The sequence below is a fragment of the Actinomadura madurae genome (genome assembly GCF_047130825.1).
GTDB classification, from domain to species: Bacteria; Actinomycetota; Actinomycetes; order Streptosporangiales; family Streptosporangiaceae; genus Spirillospora; species Spirillospora madurae.
Window position 1 is genome coordinate 8,323,332 of the sequence record NZ_CP083237.1, and the last position, 17,712, is coordinate 8,341,043.

The 17,712-nt window shown below is 73.9% G+C and carries 21 protein-coding genes and 1 tRNA gene; 13 read left to right on the forward strand and 9 right to left on the reverse strand.

The genetic code is table 11. The features are described from left to right. Positions 1 to 66 precede the first annotated feature (66 nt). From K8Z49_RS38730 to K8Z49_RS38765, 8 genes are all read left to right on the forward strand, one after another. Positions 67 to 861: a thioesterase family protein gene (locus K8Z49_RS38730; protein ID WP_021598944.1), complete on the forward strand. Its 795-nt coding sequence runs from the start codon at positions 67 to 69 to the stop codon at positions 859 to 861. A gap of 186 nt (positions 862 to 1,047) precedes the next feature. Next, positions 1,048 to 1,887: a glutamate racemase gene (murI, locus tag K8Z49_RS38735; protein ID WP_021598943.1), complete on the forward strand. Its 840-nt coding sequence runs from the start codon at positions 1,048 to 1,050 to the stop codon at positions 1,885 to 1,887. 30 nt (positions 1,888 to 1,917) lie between these two features. After that, positions 1,918 to 2,667: an MBL fold metallo-hydrolase gene (locus tag K8Z49_RS38740; RefSeq protein ID WP_024936487.1), complete on the forward strand. Its 750-nt coding sequence runs from the start codon at positions 1,918 to 1,920 to the stop codon at positions 2,665 to 2,667. Between the two features lie 20 nt (positions 2,668 to 2,687). After that, positions 2,688 to 3,407, forward strand: a complete 720-nt coding sequence (gene rph, locus K8Z49_RS38745) for a ribonuclease PH (RefSeq protein ID WP_021598941.1) — start codon at positions 2,688 to 2,690, stop codon at positions 3,405 to 3,407. Then, a complete protein-coding gene (rdgB, locus tag K8Z49_RS38750; protein WP_021598940.1) occupies positions 3,404 to 4,018 on the forward strand; it encodes an RdgB/HAM1 family non-canonical purine NTP pyrophosphatase in 615 nt (204 codons plus the stop codon). Before rph ends, rdgB begins: the two co-directional genes overlap by 4 nt. Before the next feature lie 98 nt (positions 4,019 to 4,116). Next, positions 4,117 to 4,659, forward strand: a complete 543-nt coding sequence (locus tag K8Z49_RS38755) for a hypothetical protein (protein WP_075023345.1) — start codon at positions 4,117 to 4,119, stop codon at positions 4,657 to 4,659. 16 nt (positions 4,660 to 4,675) lie between these two features. Then, the gene (locus K8Z49_RS38760; RefSeq protein ID WP_412516512.1) at positions 4,676 to 5,194 is read left to right on the forward strand and encodes a SigE family RNA polymerase sigma factor; all 519 of its coding nucleotides are present in this window, start codon (positions 4,676 to 4,678) and stop codon (positions 5,192 to 5,194) included. Beyond that, positions 5,191 to 5,700, forward strand: a complete 510-nt coding sequence (locus K8Z49_RS38765) for a hypothetical protein (protein WP_412516513.1) — start codon at positions 5,191 to 5,193, stop codon at positions 5,698 to 5,700. The genes K8Z49_RS38760 and K8Z49_RS38765 overlap by 4 nt, the downstream gene beginning before the upstream one ends. On the opposite strand, the gene K8Z49_RS38770 is transcribed toward K8Z49_RS38765, so the two are convergent. From K8Z49_RS38770 to K8Z49_RS38785, 4 genes are all read right to left on the reverse strand, one after another. After that, positions 5,678 to 6,601 carry a sensor histidine kinase gene (locus K8Z49_RS38770; protein ID WP_021597813.1) on the reverse strand — a complete coding sequence of 308 codons (924 nt, stop codon included), beginning with the start codon at positions 6,599 to 6,601 and terminating at the stop codon, positions 5,678 to 5,680. The two genes, K8Z49_RS38765 and K8Z49_RS38770, sit on opposite strands and share 23 nt — an antisense overlap. Then, entirely contained in the window at positions 6,601 to 7,509 is a 909-nt protein-coding gene (locus K8Z49_RS38775; RefSeq protein WP_021597814.1) for an MEDS domain-containing protein, read from the reverse strand. Before K8Z49_RS38775 ends, K8Z49_RS38770 begins: the two co-directional genes overlap by 1 nt. Before the next feature lie 80 nt (positions 7,510 to 7,589). Then, entirely contained in the window at positions 7,590 to 8,609 is a 1,020-nt protein-coding gene (locus K8Z49_RS38780; RefSeq protein ID WP_412516514.1) for an anti-sigma factor RsbA family regulatory protein, read from the reverse strand. Between the two features lie 134 nt (positions 8,610 to 8,743). Beyond that, the gene (locus K8Z49_RS38785; protein WP_111832035.1) at positions 8,744 to 9,379 is read right to left on the reverse strand and encodes a TetR/AcrR family transcriptional regulator; all 636 of its coding nucleotides are present in this window, start codon (positions 9,377 to 9,379) and stop codon (positions 8,744 to 8,746) included. A 78-nt stretch (positions 9,380 to 9,457) separates the two neighbouring features. Between K8Z49_RS38785 and K8Z49_RS38790 the strand changes: the two genes are divergently transcribed. Both K8Z49_RS38790 and K8Z49_RS38795 read left to right on the forward strand, forming a co-directional pair. Continuing rightward, positions 9,458 to 11,029 carry an MFS transporter gene (locus K8Z49_RS38790; protein ID WP_412516515.1) on the forward strand — a complete coding sequence of 524 codons (1,572 nt, stop codon included), beginning with the start codon at positions 9,458 to 9,460 and terminating at the stop codon, positions 11,027 to 11,029. A gap of 29 nt (positions 11,030 to 11,058) precedes the next feature. Further along, positions 11,059 to 11,146, forward strand: a tRNA-Leu gene (locus K8Z49_RS38795). A gap of 74 nt (positions 11,147 to 11,220) precedes the next feature. On the opposite strand, the gene bcp is transcribed toward K8Z49_RS38795, so the two are convergent. After that, positions 11,221 to 11,688 carry a thioredoxin-dependent thiol peroxidase gene (bcp, locus tag K8Z49_RS38800; protein ID WP_021597818.1) on the reverse strand — a complete coding sequence of 156 codons (468 nt, stop codon included), beginning with the start codon at positions 11,686 to 11,688 and terminating at the stop codon, positions 11,221 to 11,223. A 153-nt stretch (positions 11,689 to 11,841) separates the two neighbouring features. Between bcp and K8Z49_RS38805 the strand changes: the two genes are divergently transcribed. Further along, the gene (locus tag K8Z49_RS38805) at positions 11,842 to 12,165 is read left to right on the forward strand and encodes a DUF3618 domain-containing protein (RefSeq protein WP_021597819.1); all 324 of its coding nucleotides are present in this window, start codon (positions 11,842 to 11,844) and stop codon (positions 12,163 to 12,165) included. Here K8Z49_RS38805 and K8Z49_RS38810 read toward each other — a convergent pair. From K8Z49_RS38810 to K8Z49_RS38825, 4 genes are all read right to left on the reverse strand, one after another. Next, the gene (locus K8Z49_RS38810) at positions 12,116 to 12,412 is read right to left on the reverse strand and encodes an anti-sigma factor family protein (RefSeq protein WP_021597820.1); all 297 of its coding nucleotides are present in this window, start codon (positions 12,410 to 12,412) and stop codon (positions 12,116 to 12,118) included. The two genes, K8Z49_RS38805 and K8Z49_RS38810, sit on opposite strands and share 50 nt — an antisense overlap. Before the next feature lie 32 nt (positions 12,413 to 12,444). Beyond that, positions 12,445 to 13,716: a glycoside hydrolase family 4 gene (locus K8Z49_RS38815; RefSeq protein WP_412516516.1), complete on the reverse strand. Its 1,272-nt coding sequence runs from the start codon at positions 13,714 to 13,716 to the stop codon at positions 12,445 to 12,447. A gap of 73 nt (positions 13,717 to 13,789) precedes the next feature. Then, entirely contained in the window at positions 13,790 to 14,974 is a 1,185-nt protein-coding gene (locus K8Z49_RS38820) for an amino acid deaminase/aldolase (RefSeq protein ID WP_024935457.1), read from the reverse strand. Positions 14,975 to 15,033: 59 nt separating this feature from the next. Then, positions 15,034 to 15,963 (reverse strand): alpha/beta hydrolase family esterase, encoded by a 930-nt coding sequence (locus K8Z49_RS38825; protein ID WP_412516517.1) that lies wholly within the window; start codon positions 15,961 to 15,963, stop codon positions 15,034 to 15,036. 193 nt (positions 15,964 to 16,156) lie between these two features. Between K8Z49_RS38825 and purU the strand changes: the two genes are divergently transcribed. Together purU and K8Z49_RS38835 are read left to right on the forward strand one after the other, a co-directional pair. Beyond that, complete coding sequence (gene purU / locus K8Z49_RS38830) at positions 16,157 to 17,005, forward strand: formyltetrahydrofolate deformylase (protein ID WP_021597824.1); 849 nt, start codon at positions 16,157 to 16,159, stop codon at positions 17,003 to 17,005. 90 nt (positions 17,006 to 17,095) lie between these two features. Next, on the forward strand, positions 17,096 to 17,710 hold the full coding sequence (locus K8Z49_RS38835; RefSeq protein ID WP_412516518.1) for a DUF6286 domain-containing protein: 615 nt from the start codon (positions 17,096 to 17,098) through the stop codon (positions 17,708 to 17,710). The last annotated feature ends 2 nt before the right edge of the window (positions 17,711 to 17,712 follow it).

Genomic DNA, 17,712 nt, shown 5'->3' on the forward strand with positions numbered 1-17,712 from the left:
GAGTGCGTTATCGAACGTGATTCTAGAATGTGCCGGGTGTGCCGACGCGGCGCGCAGGGAGGGACGATGAGCGGGTTCGGTGAGGCGACCGCGGTCGAGCGGGTCGGCGACGGCCGGTACGAGATCGTCCTGGACGCGGGCTACGGCATCGGCGGCGCGCTCAACGGCGGCTACCTGATGGCCGTCCTCGCCCGCGCCGCCGTGGACGCGTCCCCGCACGAGCACCCCGTCTCGACCGCGGCCGACTTCCACCGCGTCGTCAAGGCGGGCCCCGCCCGGCTGGTCGTCGACTCGCGCAAGGAGGGCCGCACGGCCGCCTCGTCGCTGGTCACGCTCGTCCAGGACGACCGTCCCGTCGTGGACGCGCTGATCACCACCGGCACCCTCGACCCGGCCACCGAGCCCGACTACACGGCCGGGCCGTCCGTCGCCATGCCGCCGCTGGAGGAGTGCACCGACGTCCGGCCTCCCAGCGGCGCCGGCGACTTCGCCGACCAGGTCGACATGCGCTTCGACCGGACCACGATGGGCTGGCTCGACGGGCAGCCGCTCGGGCGCCCGGAGATCCGGGCCTGGTTCCGGCACCGCTGCGGCCACCCCTTCGACGCCTACTCCCTCGCGCTGGCCGTGGACGCGCTGCCGCCCGTCGCGCTGAACCTCGGCGCGCAGGGCTGGGCCCCGACCGTCGAGCTGACCTGGCACATGCGGGCCGTCCCCGCGCCGGGCTGGCTCGCCGTGCACGGCACCGGGCGGCTGCTGTCCGGCGGCTGGTTCGACGAGGAGGTCGAGGTGTGGGACACCGCCGGCCGCCTCGTCGCGCAGAGCCGCCAGCTCGCCCGCGCCCCCCGTCCCAGCGCCTGACCCGGCACCCGAGCCCGCCGCATCCGAGCCCGCCGCGCCGATCGGCGGAAAGCACGGCGTTTCGCGGCGGCCGACGACCGGATCACGCGTCCGCGGCGTGAGCTGGAGGGTTTTCCGGCGTGTGACGGTGTGATGTCCAACGCATGACGCACCCGCGCGGGGCCGTGTCGCTTAGCCTTGGGCACCATGTCAGATCCATCCCGGGCGGACGGCCACCAGGACGCGCCCATCGGGATCTTCGACAGCGGGTTCGGGGGCCTCACGGTGGCCCGCGCCGTCCTCGACCAGCTGCCGAACGAGCCGATCGTCTACCTGGGCGACTCCGCCCGCCAGCCGTACGGACCGCGGCCGATCGCGCAGGTCCGCGCCTACGCGCTGGAGATGCTCGACGAGCTCGTCGACGAGGGCGTGAAGATGCTGGTCATCGCCTGCAACAGCGCCAGCTCGGCGATGCTGCGCGACGCCCGCGAGCGCTACGACGTCCCGGTCGTCGAGGTCATCAACCCGGCGACCCGGCGCGCGGCCCGCGCCACCTCCAACGGGCGGGTCGGGCTGATCGCCACCCAGGCCACCGTGACCAGCCGCGCCTACGACGACGCGTTCGCCGCCGCGCCGCACATCGAGCTCGTCAGCGCCGCCTGCCCGCGCTTCGTCGAGTTCGTCGAGGCGGGCGTGACGATGAGCGAGGAGTTGCTCGAAGCGGCCCGGGGCTACCTGCGTCCGATCATGGACGCCGGGTGCGACACCCTCATTCTCGGCTGCACCCATTACCCGCTTCTGACCGGCGTCATCTCGTATGTCGTCGGAGACGGGGTCACACTGGTCTCAAGCGCCGACGAGACCGCCAAGGACGTGTACCGAGTGCTGCACGATCGGGGGCTGGCCCGCGCCGAGGCGACGCCACGGCCGCGGCACCGGTTCCGCGCCACCGGGGACCCCGCCGTGTTCGCCGAGCTCGGCCGCCGTTTCCTCGGGCCCGAGATCGGCGCGGTGGAGACGACGTTGAGCAAGGCTCTGACCACCTGATTCCTCGGGGACACAAGAGGAGGAGTGAGCGTGCGGGTCACTGTGATCGGCTGCTCCGGCAGTTTCCCGGGGCCGGACAGCCCCGCGTCCAGCTACCTGATCGAGGCGGGCGGCTACGCGCTGGTGCTCGACCTCGGGAACGGGGCGCTCGGGTCGCTGCAGCGGTTCCGCTCGCTGTACGAGATCGACGCCGTCTGCATCTCGCACCTGCACGCCGACCACTGCCTGGACCTGTGCGGATACTGGGTGGCGCGCACCTACCGGCCGGGCGGCCCGGTTCCCCGCATCCCCGTGTACGGCCCCGCGGACACCGCCGCCCGCATGGCCCGCGCCTACGACCTCGAACCGGACCCCGGCATGTCGGAGACGTTCGAGTTCCGCACGCTGCGCCGCGGCCCCTACGAGATCGGACCGTTCCGGGTCACGACGGCGCTGATGCCGCACCCGGTCGAGGCGTACGCGTTCCGCATCGAGCACGGCGGCAGGACGCTCGCCTACTCGGGCGACACCGGCGCGTCGGAGGCCCTGGTCGAGCTGGCGACCGGCGCCGACCTGTTCCTCTGCGAGGCGTCCTTCCTGGACGGGCCGGGCCTGCCGTCCGAGCTGCACCTGACCGCCCGGGAGGCCGCCGAGCACGCCGCCCGCGCGGGCGTGGGGCGGCTCGTCCTCACCCACCTCGTGCCGTGGAACGACCCGGACATGTCCCTCAAGGAGGCCAGGGCCGCCTCCTATGACGGCCCCATCGAGCTGGCCAGGGTGGGCGCCCGTTACACCCTGTGAGTCCCGCTAGGGTTGGGCGCATGGCCCGTCCCGATGATCGCGCACACGACCAGCTCCGTCCCGTCCGCATCCAGCGCGGATGGCTCGACCACGCGGAGGGGTCGGTGCTCGTGGAGTTCGGCGCCACCCGGGTGCTGTGCGCCGCGTCCGTGCAGGAGTCGGTGCCCCGCTGGCGGCGCGACAGCGGCCTCGGCTGGGTGACGGCCGAGTACGCGATGCTGCCGCGCGCCACCAACACCCGCAACGACCGGGAGTCGGTGAAGGGGCGGATCGGCGGGCGCACCCACGAGATCTCCCGGCTGATCGGCCGGTCGATCCGGGCCTGCCTGGACCTCAAGGCGCTCGGCGAGAACACCGTCCAGCTCGACTGCGACGTCCTGCAGGCCGACGGCGGCACCCGCACCGCCGCGATCACCGGCGCGTACGTGGCGCTGGCCGACGCGGTCGGCTGGATGCGCGAGCGCCGGCTGCTCAAGGGCGACCCGCTCATCACCTCGGTGTCGGCGGTCAGCGTCGGCGTCGTGGAGGGCGAGCCCCGCCTCGACCTGTGCTACGAGGAGGACTCCGCCGCCGGGACGGACATGAACGTCGTCTGCACCGGCGACGGCCGGTTCGTGGAGGTGCAGGGCACCGCCGAGGGCACCCCGTTCGACCGGGCCGAGCTGGACGCGCTGCTCGACCTCGCGGCGGGCGGTTGCGCCGAGCTGACCCGGCTCCAGGCCGAGGCGCTCGGCCGATGACGCGGGTCGTGCTGGCGACCGGCAACCGCGGCAAGGTCGCCGAGCTGCGCCGAATTCTCGGCGGGCTGGACGTGGTGGGCCTGGAGGAGTTCCCCGGCGCCCCCGACGTGCCCGAGACCGAGCCGACCTTCGAGGGCAACGCGCTGCTGAAGGCCCGCGCGATCGCCGCGTTCACCGGCCTGCCCGCGGTCGCCGACGACTCCGGCCTGTGCGTGGACGCGCTGAACGGCATGCCCGGCGTGCTGTCCGCCCGCTGGTCGGGCCGGTTCGGCGCCGGCGACCGGGACGCCGCCAACCTGCGGCTCGTCCTCGACCAGGTCGCCGACGTGCCCGGCGACCGGCGCGGCGCCGCCTTCCTGTGCGTGGCCGCGCTCGTCGTCCCCGGCGGTGTGGAGCACTGCGTGGAGGGGCGGATGCGCGGCACGCTGATCCGGGAGCCGCGCGGCACCGGCGGCTTCGGCTACGACCCGATCTTCGTCCCGGACGGCGAGACCCGCACGACCGCCGAGATGACCGCCGCGGAGAAGGACGCGATCAGCCACCGCGGGCGCGCCTTCCGCGCCATGGCCGAGATCCTCCCCGGCGCTCTGGACGCCGCCGGGCTCCGCTAGGCGGAGAACGGGGCGGGAAAAACGGGCGGGCATGACAACCTGGACGCCCGCCGCAGGGGTTATCGGGGGTGTAGGGAAACCTTCCCCCGAGGAGCAACATGATCGACAAGGGCCTTGTCCGCCGCGGGCCGGTGCTCGCGCTCGCCGCGCTCGGAGGGGCGGGCGTCCTCGCCGCCGGGACCTGGCTGGCGGCCGGGACGGACGCCCCGGCGAGCACGCGGCAGGTGGCGGCGACGAACGCGGTGACGTACCCCGCCGGGCAGCGGGCGACGCCCGCCCCGTCCGCGCCGCCGTCCTGCGAACCCGCGCGCCCGACGCCCCGGCCGGTGCCGTCCGAGCCGGCGGCACGGCCCGCGCGCCCGCCGAAGGCAGTGAGGCCCGCTTCGCCGGAGCCCACGACGTCCGCCGCCCCGAAGCGCGCCACCCCGAAGCCCGCGTCCCCGGAGCCCGCCTCCCCGGGGCCCGCGACCTCCGCGCCCGCCGCTCCGAAGCCCGCCTCCCCGGAGCCGGCGAGCCCGCCGCCCGGATGCGCGACGTATCCGACCGACGCCGCGCAGGCGCCCGCGGCGCCCGCACCGGCGCCGCCGCGGGACGAGCCCACGGTCGTGCCCGCGCCGCCCGGCGCCCCGAAGCCGAGGTAGGTGCGGTCTGTCCACGTTGAGCACCGAGGAGGAGGTCCGCGGGGCGGAGGGCTCGTTCGAGGAGTTCGTCACCGTCACCGCGGGCCGCCTCCTGCGCACGGCCGTGTTCCTGGTCTACGACCGGCACCTCGCCGAGGACCTGCTGCAGGTCGCGTACGAGCGGGTGGCCCGGCGGTGGCGGCGGCTCGCGGACGGCAACCCGGAGGCGTACGCGCGCCGGGTGCTGGTCAACCTCGCGATCGACGAGAACAAGCGCCGGGCGCGGCGCCGCGACACCCCGGTCGGGTCGGTCGCCGACGTCGAGCGGCTCGCGGGCGCACCCGCCGCGGCGGCGGGGGCCGGCGCGGGCGACCTCGACGAGGTGCTGCGCGCGCTGCCCGCGAAGCAGCGGGCGGTCGTCGTCCTGCGCTACTGGTGCGACCTGAGCGAGCACGAGATCGCCGAGACGCTCGGGATCTCCCGGGGGACGGTGAAGAGCCACGCCGCGCGGGCCATGGCGGCGCTGCGGGAGCACATGAGGGAGGGCAGGGCATGAACGACGAGCTCGACGCCCTGCTGCGCGACCACTACCGCGCGGCCGCGGACGAGATCCACGCTGACCCCGAGACCGTCCGCAGGTTTCAGGACGCGGGGAGCGAGACCGCCCCGGCGTGGCGGGCACGCCTACGGCGCTGGGCCTTCCCGGCCGTGGCGGCGGCCGTCACCGCCGCCGTCGTGGTGGCGGTGGCGGTGCTGCTGTGGCCCGGAGCCGGACGGCCCGAGCCCGCGCGCCCGCTGACACCGCCCGGGACGACGTCCACACCGGCGGAGCACCCGCGCACCCCGGAACCCGCGCCGAGTGCCACGACCGTGCCCACACCGAATCCGGCGTCCCCGGGTCGACCCGTCCCGCCCTCGCCGAGCGGACCGAGCGGACCGAGCGGACCGGGCGGAGCGGGCTCACCGGCTTCACCGGGCGTCGGGGAACCGAGCGCGAGGGAGCCGAGCGCGACCCCGGTGGTTCCTCCGCCCGCCGGCGTCACGGCTGGACCAGGAGCCTGACGAACGTGCCGTCCCAGCCGGTGCGCAGTTCCATCAGGTCGACCAGGAGGCGGACGGTCCAGAGCCCGAAGCCGCGCTGGAGCGCCGAGTCGGGCGGGACGTAGCCGGTCAGCGGGCCGGGCGCGGGGTGCCAGAAGCCGTGGTCGCCGACCTCGCAGATCAGGTCGGGGCCGTCCTGCCAGACCCAGAGGCCGATCGGGGGCGTGCCGTGCTGGAGCGCGTTCGCGGCGACCTCGTTGGCGGCGGTGACGAGGTTCTGCGCCGTCTGCTTGGCAAGGCCGTGCTTGTGGGCCCGCTCGCCGACGAACGACCGCAGGCCGTGCAGGTCGGCGCCGTCGATGGCGAGGTAGTCGGCGCCGGCCGGGCGGTCGAGGCGGACGCGCCGGTCGCAGCCCGCCCCGAACGCGACGGGGTCGACGTACTCGCTGTTGCCGCCGTCCTGCCGTCCGGTCACCAGCAGCGGATGGGTGCGCCGCGCCTCGTTGAGGATGCGGGCGGGCAGCGTCTCGGTGTCGTAGGGGCACAGCGCGCAGGCGTCCGTCTCCCCGAACACGACGTTGATGAGCGACTCGTAGCGGACCCATTCGAGCGCCTGCCGCTCGCTCCACCCGTCCCAGACAGGTTCGGCGAGCGCGCACACGGAGCGCGGGGCGCTGTCCCTCACCAGGTTCTGGTAGTCGCGCAGGGTGCGGACGGGGTGCTGGTAGAAGCCGGCGGAGTCGATGTAGTCGATCGCGGCGCCGTACGGGGCGAGCGTGTCGCGCAGAGCGGTCAGGTTCGGCTCGCGTGCCACCGCGACGACGGCCTGGTCACGTTCGAGGCCGGCCTTCAGGTACGGGACGGCGACCGACAGGAACTCGTCGGTGCCGCCGTACAGGAAGGCCCTGTGCTCCAATGCCATCAGCAGAGGCCTCCCATCTGCGGGGTCCCCTGCCCGCGGGCGAGGCCGGGCAGCCGGTGCCAGCCGACCATCTCGATGACGTGCTCCACGTCCGGCGAGAGGTGGTCGAGGACCAGCGAGGCGTCGGCGGGCAGCCGGGTGGCGTGCCGGGCCAGCAGGTGGAGCGCGCCGAGGTCGATGAAGCCCAGCCGGGACAGGTCGAGGTGGACGCTGCCGCCGCCGGGCCGCACCTGCGACAGCTTCTCGGCGAACACCGAGTGCCGGGCGGCGTCGAGCTCCCCTTCGACGCGCAGCCCGTCCGGTTCGAATGTGCGCACTATCTTCAGGATCCCGTCATCGAATTCGGGGTTCACTTCCACGAGGACCTCGTGTGTGTCGCGGAGGGCGATGAGCTGGTCGGGAGGGCACGCGCGCCGGTCGATCTGGCAGATCGCCATCGCCATGGTGCTCGGCGAGACGGCGTCGCCGACCCGGTGCTCGCAGCCCAGCATCAGCCCGAGGTCGGACCGTCCCGGCCGGTCCAGCAGCCAGCTGTAGTCGGTGGTGAGCCGGACGGCGCGAAAGCCCTGGTCGAATGCCGCGCCGACCTCGCGGCCGATGGTGTCGGCCATCTTGGACGGTGCGAAGGTCCCGTTCCGGTCGAGGCACGCCTCCGGCCGCGTGATCACCCGCAGCTGGCCCGATCTCATGTGGGGGTGCACGTCGACCCGGTGCGCGGGCCCGAGGCCGGGCAGCCGGTCGGCGGGCGTGTCGGTGACGTACACGACCTTTTCTCCGGTCCTCAGGCCCTCCTGGATGAAGGGCTCGATGATCCGGTCGCGCTCTTCCGGGCCGCTGTAGGCCAGCCAGCCGTGGTCTCCCGGCCGGACGTCGCTGACAGGGCGCTTGGCGAACCAGGGTGTCTCCATGGCCTGCCCATCGGATGTAGTGCGGATTCGTTCAGCGTACGCCGGATGGCCGCTTTTGGAAGCCCAACGCATGGAGTTCCTCACGCTCCGTTCATCCGGACGTGGTCAGGGGGGTGGGGAAGGGTGAGCCGCAGCCGGACCGCCGTGCCGTCCTCGCCCGTCCGGATCTGGACGACGGAACACAGTAACCGCACCGCCCACAGCCCGAACCGTCCGCCGGACGCGGTGCTGCCCGGCGCCGGCGGGACGAGCCCGTACCCGGTGCCCGGCGCCCACCGTCCCTTGTCGGTCACCTCGCAGACCAGCGCGGCCGTCCCGTCCGTCCCGTCCGACTCGTCCGTCCACAGGCGCAGGACGACGGGCGGCGCGCCGTGCCGGAGCGCGTTGGTGACGATCTCGGTGACCGCGACCAGCAGCCGCTGCCGGTCCTCCTCGGGCAGCGGCGTCTGCCGCGCGCAGTCGGCGACGTAGGCGCGCAGCCAGTACAGGTCGGGGCGGTCGATGTCCAGCGTCTCGGCGCCGGCGGGCGGCGGGGGCAGCGGCTCGTCGTCGCACTGGCCGCAGAACGTCCACGGGTTCAGGAAGCCGGGGTTGGCGACGGCCCGCGCGCCGCGCACGGTCTCCGGGTGGGTCTTGCGCCCGGCCGCGACGACCGACGCCGGAAGCGACGCCGCGTACGGGCACATGATCGCGGCTCCGGTGCCGCGGAACGCGATGTTCAGGACGGCCTCCGCGCGCTGCCATTCGACGACCTCCAGCGGGGGGCGCGTCGCCCACACCGGCTCGCCGAGGAGCCGGAGCCGGCGCCCCTGCCGCGCGGTGTCGCAGGCGTCGCTCAGGCAGTCCGACATCGTCCGGGACGGGTGCTCGTACCAGGCGGCGGCCGCGGTGAACTCGACGCCGCCGGCGGCGGGGCCGAGCGCGTCGCGCAGCAGCGCCTCCCGGGCGGGCCCGCACACCGCGAGGACGCGGTCGCCCGCGTCGACGCCCGCGCTCAGGAACGGGACGGCGCCGCCGAGGAACTGCTCCATCCCGTCGAAGGGCAGCAGCAAGTGCGTGAAGGTGTCGCTCGCGGCGGTGCCCGCCGGGGGTGTGGTCATGGTGTCACCGACTGCGCGTGGCGGACGGACCCGACCAGCGTAGGACGGCCTTCCCCCGCCTGCCGAGGCTTTCTTTTCACATACTTGGGCGGGCGGCGGGGCGTGCCGACCGGAACCCGCGCGGGGGTGCGTCCCTAACCGCCGGGACGGGCGGATCTCTGGATCGGGGACCGCCGCCGCGGGCGGAACAGGGCGGCCCGGAGCCCCGGGGCGAGCTGCCGGATTAATTCATCACGCGGCATCGACGCGACGGGTTCCACGCCGATGAGGTAGCGGACGAAGATCAGCCCGGCGAGCTGGGTGCCGAACGCCGCGGCGCGCGCCCGCGCCTCCGGGCCGCCCGCGTACTCGGCGATGCGGCCGACGATCTCGCGCTCGATGAGGTCGCGGACCAGCCGGGTCAGCTCCGGGTCCTGCACCGCGTTGCGCACGAGGAACACGAGCGGGGCGCCCTTCTCGGGGTCGTCCCACGCGGTCAGCAGCGCCGCCAGGACGCGTTCGGGCAGCGTCGCCGGGTCGCCGGGCAGCGCGCCCGCCAGCACCTCGGGCGGGTTGGCGACCAGGCCCAGCACCGCGCCGAACAGGCCCCGCTTCGACCCGAAGAAGTAGCTGATCAGCGCGGCGTCGACGCCGGCCTCGGCGGCGATGGACCGCATCGTGACCGGCTGGTAGCCGTCGGCGAGGAAGCGGCGCCGGGCCACCGCGAGGATCGCCTCCCGGGTGTCGGGGCTGCCGCGGCGCCGGCCCCGGGACGCTCCGGATTTATTCATCACAGTTGAAATATAGCCGGGCCGGAGGCCAGATTCGAGGAAACGCAGAGAACAGAAACCCCACTCAGGAGGCTTCTCATGGCCACCGGCAAGGAAGGACCGGGCACCGTCCATCGCGCGGTGCTGCCGGCCGTGATGCTGTCCCTCGCGACGGTCGTGTCGGCCGTGGCGTCCCTCAACACCGCGGTGCCGTCCATCGCCCGCGACACCCACGCCGGGCTGACCGAGCTCGCGTGGATCATCGACGCGTACGCGCTCGTGTTCGCCGCGCTGCTGCTGCTCGGCGGCGCCATCGGCGACCGGTACGGGCGCCGCCGCGCGCTCGCCGCCGGGCTCGTCGTCTTCGGCGCGGGCTCGGCCGCCGCGGCGCTCGCGAGCGACCCGGACTGGCTGATCGCGATGCGCGGCGTGCTCGGCGTCGGCGCCGCCCTGGTGATGCCGGCGACGCTGTCGACGATCACCTCCACGTTCCCGGCCGAGCAGCGCACCCGCGCGGTCGGCGCCTGGGCCGGCGTCGCCGGCGCCAGCGGCATCTTCGGCCTGCTGGTGTCGGGGAGCCTGCTGGAGGCGTGGTCGTGGCGGTCGGTGTTCTGGATGAACGTCGTCCTCGCCGTCGTCGCGCTCGTCGCCACGCTCGCCGTCGTCCCCGAGTCGGCCGAGCCGGACGCCCCGAGGCTCGACCTGACCGGGGCCGTGATCACGGTCGCCGGGCTCGGCGCCGGCGTCTACTCGATCATCGAGGCGCCGGTGGAGGGCTGGGGCAGCCCGCGGACGCTGCTCGGCCTCGGCGCCGCGGTCGTCATCCTCGCCGGGTTCGTCCTGTGGGAGCTGAGGCGCCCGAACCCGCTGCTCGACCCGCGGCTGTTCCGCATCCGGGCGTTCTCCGCGGGCGCACTCACGATCACCCTCCAGTTCTTCGCCTTCTTCGGCTTCGTCTTCATCGTCCTGCAGTACCTGCAGCTGGTGAAGGGCGACAGCGCGCTGGTGGGGGCGCTCAGCCTGCTGCCCATGGCGCTGATGATGATGCCGTTCGCCCGGGGCGTCGCGCCGCGGCTCGCCGCCCGGCTCGGCCCGCGCCGCGTCGTCACGGCCGGGCTGCTCCTCGTCGCCCTCGCGATGCTGATCTTCTCCCTGCTGGACGAGGACAGCACCTACTGGCTGCTGCTGGCGGGACTCGTCCCGTTCGGCGCCGGCATGGGGCTCGCCATGACCCCGTCCACCGCGTCCATCACCGACGCGCTGCCCGTGGAGAAGCAGGGCGTGGGCTCGGCCATGAACGACCTCGCCCGGGAGCTGGGCGGCGCGCTCGGCATCGCCGTCCTCGGCAGCATCCTGCAGTCCGCCTACCGCGCGAACCTGAACGTGGACTCCCTGCCGGGTCCGGTCGCCGAGCAGGCCGAGTCGTCCCTGGCGGTCGCGATGCGGATCGGCCCGCAGGTCGCCGACCAGGCGCGGGCGGCCTTCGGCGACGGCGTCCAGTCGGCGTTCCTCACCGCGTCGATCGCGCTCGCCGTCACCGCGGTCATCGTCGCGGTGCTGTACCGCGCGCCCCGGCGCGAGGCCGCCGCTCCCGCCGCCGGGGCGGAGGGGCGGAGCGCCGCGCTCCAGGCCGGTGGACGACCCGCCTCGCCGTCCGGGAACAGCCGCTAAGCTGAACGCGCCTCCGGACGGAGGCACCCGCGGGCGTGGCGAAATCAGGTATACGCGGCAGGTTTAGGTCCTGTTGGTGGCGACACCGTGGGGGTTCGAATCCCCCCGCCCGCACCAGGCCCGCGCTCGGCGCGGGCCTGGTGCGTTGCCGGCCGGATGCGTTGCCGGACCGGGTTCTTGGCGGGCCGTTCCTAGACCTTCAGGTCGCGGCGGAGGCGCTCGACGTGCCCGGTGGCCTTCACGTTGTAGTAGGCCTTCTCGATCCGGCCGTCCGCCCCGATGACGAACGTGGACCGGATGACGCCGACGACGACCTTGCCGTACAGCTTCTTCTCCCCGTACGCGCCGTAGGCCTTGAGGACCTCGGTGTCCGGGTCGGACAGGAGCGGGAAGGTCAGCCCCTCCTTCTCCCGGAACTTCGCGAGCTTGGCGGGCTTGTCGGGGGAGATGCCGACGACGGTGACGCCCGCCTCCTCCAGCTCGGGCAGGCTGCCCTCGAAGTCGACCGACTCCTTGGTGCAGCCGGGCGTCATCGCCGCCGGGTAGAAGTACAGGATCACGCGCCTGCCGCGCAGCGCTGCCAGCGACACCGGGACGCCCCCGGCGTCGGGAAGCTCGAACTCGGGGGCGACGTCGCCCGGCTGGAGCCGCTCGGACACCCTGACCCGCCTTTCGCTCGGATGGTGGCTCCCCACCGTACCGGCTGGGGTGTGGCGGGCGATCGCCGGGAAGACCTGCCACACTGTTCGGATCATGTTTGGCTCGTCATGGTTCGTCCCGCACGAGTTCGCCCGACACGATAAGGACACGGCATGGCTGACAGGAGCCGCGACCCGGCGGCGCTGGAACGGGAGATAGAGCTACGCCGCCAGGAGCTGGCCCGCACCGTCGACGAGCTCGCCGACCGGCTCAACCCCAAGCACGTCGCGCAGCGCGGTGCCGAGCGGCTGAAGGAGGAGGCGGACCAGGTCGCCAAGGCGGTCGGCGCGCTGGTGCGCCCGTCCGGCGAGGCCAAGGACCAGGAGGACGACCGCGAGGACGGTCAGCTCGACAAGCGGCTGCTGCTCGCGGGCGCCGCCGCGGCCGTCACCGTGACCGCCCTGGTCCTGTGGCGCCGTAGGCGCAGGCGCCGCTGAGGCCCATCCTGGAGGCGCCGGTCCGCGGTCTGCGGCCGGCGCTTCTGCGTGCCGGGACCGCGACGCCCCACTGCCGCGCGGAGTAGGCGAGGAGTTCGGCCACGCCGCGCAGCTCGGCGAGCTCCTCGCGGCAGGGCGGGCAGCCGCGCAGGTGCGCCGACAGCTCGTCGGCCTCGGCGCCCGCCAGCCGTCCGATGGCATAGACGCCGAGGCCGATCCGGTACGCCCCGCAATCCGTTCCTCCCACACCATGGAGTACGGAGCCGGGACCTGTGCCGTTCAGCCGAACTGCGGGAGATGGGCGCGGTGCGCGGCGAGGCCCTCGGCGAGGATCCTCTCGGCGGTGTGCTTGCTCCGGACGAACGGGTGCGCCATGAGGGCCTGCAGCGCGGTGCGGCGGTCGCCGGTGACGGCCGCGTCGGACGCCAGCCGCTCGTAGGCGTGGATCGCCTGGGTGAGGCCGCGCACCGGGCCCGGCAGCGCGCCCATCGTCAGCGGGACGGGCCCGGACCGTCCGACCAGGGACGGGACCTCGACGATCGCGTCCGCGTCGAGGGAGGAGACCGCGCCGCCGTTGCGGGTGTTGACGATCATCCGGCGCCCCTCGTCGCGGTGCATGGCGCAGATGACGTCCACCGCGAACTCCCCGTGCTCGCCGCCGCCGCGCTCGCGGGACGGGTCCGGGTCGGCCTTCCGCGACTCCGCGGCCACCTGCTCGTAGTAGCCGGGCAGCATGGCGAGGACGTCCTGCGCGCGGGTCGTGCCCTTCGCGCGCAGCTCCCCGACGACCTCGTCGTGGAAGAAGTAGTACTTGGAGTAGGAGTTCGGCAGGAACCCGAGCGCCTTCGCCAGCTCTGCCATGCGGGACGGGTCGCGCCACGGCGTCGCGCCGCCGCCGGGGACCTCCAGGCGGTCCAGCAGCAGCGGGACGTCCAGCTCGCGGCCGTCGAGCCGGAGCCGCCGCGCCCAGGTGGCGTGGTTCAGGCCGATCCAGTCGACCTCCAGCCCCTCGGACGGCAGCCCCAGCAGGTCAGCCCACATCTCGGTGTCGCCGATGAACTGGTCGCACAGGCCGATGATGCGCGCGCCGGTGGCGCGGGCCACGGCGTCGGTGACGATGTTCGTCGGGTTGGTGTAGTTGACGATCCAGGCGCCCGGATCGGCGGCCGACGCGATCTCCAGCAGCACGGGCACGGACCGCAGCGCCATCAGGAACCCGCCCGGCCCGGCCGTCTCCTGCCCGACGACGCCGTGCTTGAGCGGGATCGACTCGTCCAGGTGCCGCGCGGCGAGCCCGCCCGGCCGGAACGTGGTGAAGACGTAGGACGCGCCGTCCAGCGCGGGCTTGAGCCCGGTGTGCGACTCGACGGTGAACGCGGCGCCGCGCGCGGAGAACATGCCGCGGGCCAGCCGCGTCATGACGTCGAGATGCGCGGTGTCGACGTCGTGGAACGCCAGCTCGGCGCCGGCGAGGTCGTCCGCGCGGTGCAGCAGGCCCCGGATGACGCCCGGCATGTAGCCGCTGCCGGCGCCGATGATCGCGATCTTCACCGCGGCTCTCCCCGCACGCCGATCACCGGCTCGTCTCCCATGCCCCCAAACCTAGACGGTGGCGCGGGGCTCGTCAGAGGAAGGTCCTGCCTTCGCCCCGGTAGGTGGGGACGGTGCCCGTGTGGCGGCCGTCCTCGATGAGGTGGAGGGCGTCGAAGCGTTCGCACAGCTCGCCGGCCTTGGTGTGGCGGAACCAGACGCGGTCGCCGACGGACAGCAGGTCGGCGGCCCGGCCGAGCAGCGGCGTCTGCACCTCGCCCGCGCCCTCGTTCCCGTCGTAGGACAGCCCGGCCGGCAGGTACGGCTGGGGGAGGCGGACGGCGTCGGCCGGCCCGGACGCCAGGTAGCCGCCGCCGAGGCAGGTCGCGACGCCGGGCCCGGGGCGCCGGACGACGGGCAGCGCGAACAGGGCGGCGGGACGTCCGGTGAAGTTGGAGTACTGGTCGAACAGGTGCGGCTGGTAGAGGCCGGAGCCGGCGGCGACCTCGGTGACGGCGCGTTCGGCGGCGGTCTTCTCCACGCTGCCCGTGCCGCCGCCGTTGACGAACTCCAGGTCGGCCAGGTCGCGGACGGCCCGGACGATCGCGGCGCGGCGGCGGGCCAGCTCGAACCGGGACTGCCGCTGCATGGCGCGGATGACGCGGCCCCGGGCGGGACGTCCCGGCGGGAGGTCCCCGACGCCGGCGATCTGCGACTCGTAGGCCATCAGCCCGACGAGGTCGAGCGAGGGCCGCTTGAGGATCCGCTCGGCGAACGCGCCGACCTCGGCGGCGGTGCGCAGCGGGGAGCGCAGCGCGCCGATCCGGACGCGCCCGCCGAGCGGACGATAGGAGGCGTCGATGTCGACGCAGACCCGGATCCGCCGGTCGCCGGCCGCGGCCTCGATCAGGTCGAGGTGCTCGGGGCAGTCGACCATCAGCGTGATGGCGCGGGCGGCGGCGGGGTCTTCGGCCAGCGCGGCGACGGCCGTGCGGTCGGCGGTCGGGTAGGCGACGAGGATGTCGTCGCTGACGCCCTCGGCGGCCAGCCACAGCGCCTCGGGGAGGGTGAACGCCATGATCCCCGAGAAGCCGTCCATCGCGAGGACGTCCTCCAGGAGCGCCCGGCAGCGCACCGACTTGCTGGCGACGCGGATCGGCTTGCCCGCGGCGCGGCGCACGAGGCCGGCGGCGTTGGCGCGGAAGGCCGCCAGGTCGACGACGGCGAACGGCGCCTCGATCGCGGCGGTCGCGGCGTCATAGCGGTCCCGGAGGTTGATGCTCGTCACGTCTCCCACCATAGCGGGAAAATATGAAAAGCCCTCATATCCGGCGGTGGTCAGCCGGTGCGGGGGTGGGAGTCGAAGAAGTCCCAGAGCATCGCGGTCGCCCCGTCCGGCCACCGGTGCGTGCCGCCGTTGATCTTGCAGAACGTCACCGCGACACCCCGCTCGCCCTTGCCCGTGCTCCCGCACTCGGTGTCGCCGGCCGCCGCCTTCACCCGCTGCCGCGGCTCGGGCAGTCCGGCGACCTTACGCCAGAACTCGACCGCCTCCGATACCGGCGGGAACGGGCGCCGGTCGTTGAAGTCCCGGTTCCCGCCGCCGTTGAAGGGCACGTTCCGGTCCGCGGTGCCGTGGAAGATCATCGCCGACACCGGCCGGTCCGGGTCGCACTCGGTCACCAGCGCGCCCTCCACGACGCCGATGCCCGCCACCTTGCCCGGCCGCTCGCAGGCCATCCGGTACGCCATCCCCGCGCCGTTGGAGAACCCGGTGACGTAGACGCGCTTCGGGTCGGCCAGCCCCGCCCCGGTGACCTTGTCGATCAGCTTGGTGAGGAAGCCGACGTCGTCGATGTTCCCGATCTTCGCCGCGCCGCAGCAGGCGCCCGCGTTCCACGTGGTCATGAACCCGTCGGGGTAGGCGACGAGGAAGCCGTGCTCGTCCGACTGCTCGTCGAACCCGGTGAGGTCCCGCATCTTGCCCATGTTCGCGAGGCCGCCGTGCAGGGCGATGACGAGCGGGGGCGGGTCTTCCGGCCTGCCGTCCTTCCACGTCCCGTCCGCCACCTTGGCCGGGACGTGCAGCAGGTACTCCCGGTGCCCGATCGTGCCGACGTCCAGCTTCTGCTTGTGCGTGCCCGCGGAGGTGGGGATGCCGTCGACCTTCGCCGGACGCCCCTCCGCCCTGCCCTTCTCCGCGGGCTCGTCGGTGCAGCCCGCGAGCAGGAGGATGACCGCCGTCGTCACGAGCGCGATTCGCCGCATGACGGCAAAGGTAACCTCAACGCGAGTTCGTAAACTACTCACCAGTAGACAAGGTGGTCACACGGGCCCCTCACCGGTCCCGACGGCGGCGACATGCGGCGGCGGCTCCCCGGCGCCGGCGTGGGGGAGCGCGTAAGCTCAAGGCACCCGTCCTGAGCTGCCGCTTCTCACACCGAGGTCGAGAGGGAGACCTGTGAACGAGTACGTGCTGACCCTGTCCTGCCCCGACCGGCCCGGCATCGTCGCCGCCGTCTCGGGGCTGCTCGCCGAGCGCGGGTGCAACATCGTGGAGAGCCAGCAGTTCGGCGACGGGGAGTCCGGCACCTTCTTCATGCGGGTGCAGTTCGCGGCCCTGGACGACACCGACCCCGACGAGCTGCGCGGCGCCTTCGGCTCCCTCGTCCCCGAGCTCGGGCTGGAGTGGCGGCTGCACCCGCTGGCCGAGCGCCCGCGCGTGCTGATCATGGTGTCGAAGGGCGGGCACTGCCTGAACGACCTGCTCTACCGGACCCGGTCCGGGCTGCTCGACATCGACATCGTCGCGGTCGCGTCCAACCACCCCGACCTGCGGCCCCTCACCCAGTCGTACGGCATCGACTACCACCACCTGCCGGTCGGGCCGGGCGGGAAGGCCGCCCAGGAGGCGGAGATCCTCACGCTGGTCGAGCATTACCGCGCCGACCTCGTCGTCCTCGCCCGGTACATGCAGATCCTGTCGGACGACTTCTGCGCCAAGCTCCCCGGCGCGATCATCAACATCCACCACTCGTTCCTGCCGAGCTTCAAGGGCGCCCGCCCTTACCACCAGGCGCACACGCGCGGCGTCAAGCTGATCGGCGCGACCGCGCACTACGTCACCGCCGACCTGGACGAGGGCCCGATCATCGAGCAGGAGGTCGCCCGCGTCGACCACACCCACAGCCCGGAGGAGCTGGTGGCCGTGGGGCGCGACGTCGAGTGCCTCGCCCTCGCCCGCGCCGTCCGCTGGCACGCCGAGCACCGCGTCCTGCTCAACGGTGACCGGACGGTCGTTTTCCGCTGACCCGCGTCGGCATGGCGTGTTTCACTCAGCGTGACGGTGCCGCACCATGGGTGATGATGTCGGATGCGCCGACGGCCCACGGGGGTGGCAATGGCGGAGACGCTGGTCAGGGATCTGATCGAGGAGGAACGGGACAGGCGGCGGGCCCGCCGCCTCGCCGTCCGCGAGCTGCGGCCCCGCCGCGCGTTCGCCGGCGTCACCGCGGCGCTGCTGGCGACCACCACCGGCGCGGTGGCCGCGATCGAGCTGCTCGCCGGCGCCCTCGGCTCCGCCGTCCACCCGGTGCCGGGCGTCGCCGCCGCCGTGGACGTCCTGCGGCGCCACTCCTGGAACGACCCGAACGTCCTGGTCGTGACGGGAGGGATGGCCGTCCTCGGGATCGCGTTCCTGCTGGCCGCCCTGCCCGGCCGTCCGCGCGGCGTGCCGCTGGCCGGGCCCGATCCGCGGATGGCGGGCGCCATCGGCCGGGCGGCCCTCCGCCGGACCCTCGCGGACGCCGCGCTGGACGTCCCCGGCATCGAGCGCGCCCGCGTCCGGGGGTTCGGCGCGTTCCGCCGCGGCGTCGTCGTCCGGGCGGCCACCGGGTACCGGAACCCGGCGAACATCGCCGATCTCGTCCGGGCCGCGGTCGAGGCCCGGCTGGACGGGATCGAGCCGATGCGGCGGCCGGACGTCGACGTCCGGCTCCGCTGGCGGAAGGACTGACG

Coding starts and splice junctions, on each gene's coding strand:
- K8Z49_RS38730 (WP_021598944.1), top strand. CDS start 67: ATGAGCGGGTTCGGTGAGGCGACCGCGGTCGAGCGGGTCGGCGACGGC.
- murI (WP_021598943.1), top strand. CDS start 1,048: ATGTCAGATCCATCCCGGGCGGACGGCCACCAGGACGCGCCCATCGGG.
- rph (WP_021598941.1), top strand. CDS start 2,688: ATGGCCCGTCCCGATGATCGCGCACACGACCAGCTCCGTCCCGTCCGC.
- rdgB (WP_021598940.1), top strand. CDS start 3,404: ATGACGCGGGTCGTGCTGGCGACCGGCAACCGCGGCAAGGTCGCCGAG.
- K8Z49_RS38755 (WP_075023345.1), top strand. CDS start 4,117: ATGATCGACAAGGGCCTTGTCCGCCGCGGGCCGGTGCTCGCGCTCGCC.
- K8Z49_RS38765 (WP_412516513.1), top strand. CDS start 5,191: ATGAACGACGAGCTCGACGCCCTGCTGCGCGACCACTACCGCGCGGCC.
- K8Z49_RS38770 (WP_021597813.1), bottom strand. CDS start 6,601: ATGGCATTGGAGCACAGGGCCTTCCTGTACGGCGGCACCGACGAGTTC.
- K8Z49_RS38775 (WP_021597814.1), bottom strand. CDS start 7,509: ATGGAGACACCCTGGTTCGCCAAGCGCCCTGTCAGCGACGTCCGGCCG.
- K8Z49_RS38780 (WP_412516514.1), bottom strand. CDS start 8,609: ATGACCACACCCCCGGCGGGCACCGCCGCGAGCGACACCTTCACGCAC.
- K8Z49_RS38785 (WP_111832035.1), bottom strand. CDS start 9,379: ATGAATAAATCCGGAGCGTCCCGGGGCCGGCGCCGCGGCAGCCCCGAC.
- K8Z49_RS38790 (WP_412516515.1), top strand. CDS start 9,458: ATGGCCACCGGCAAGGAAGGACCGGGCACCGTCCATCGCGCGGTGCTG.
- K8Z49_RS38805 (WP_021597819.1), top strand. CDS start 11,842: ATGGCTGACAGGAGCCGCGACCCGGCGGCGCTGGAACGGGAGATAGAG.
- K8Z49_RS38825 (WP_412516517.1), bottom strand. CDS start 15,963: ATGCGGCGAATCGCGCTCGTGACGACGGCGGTCATCCTCCTGCTCGCG.
- K8Z49_RS38835 (WP_412516518.1), top strand. CDS start 17,096: ATGGCGGAGACGCTGGTCAGGGATCTGATCGAGGAGGAACGGGACAGG.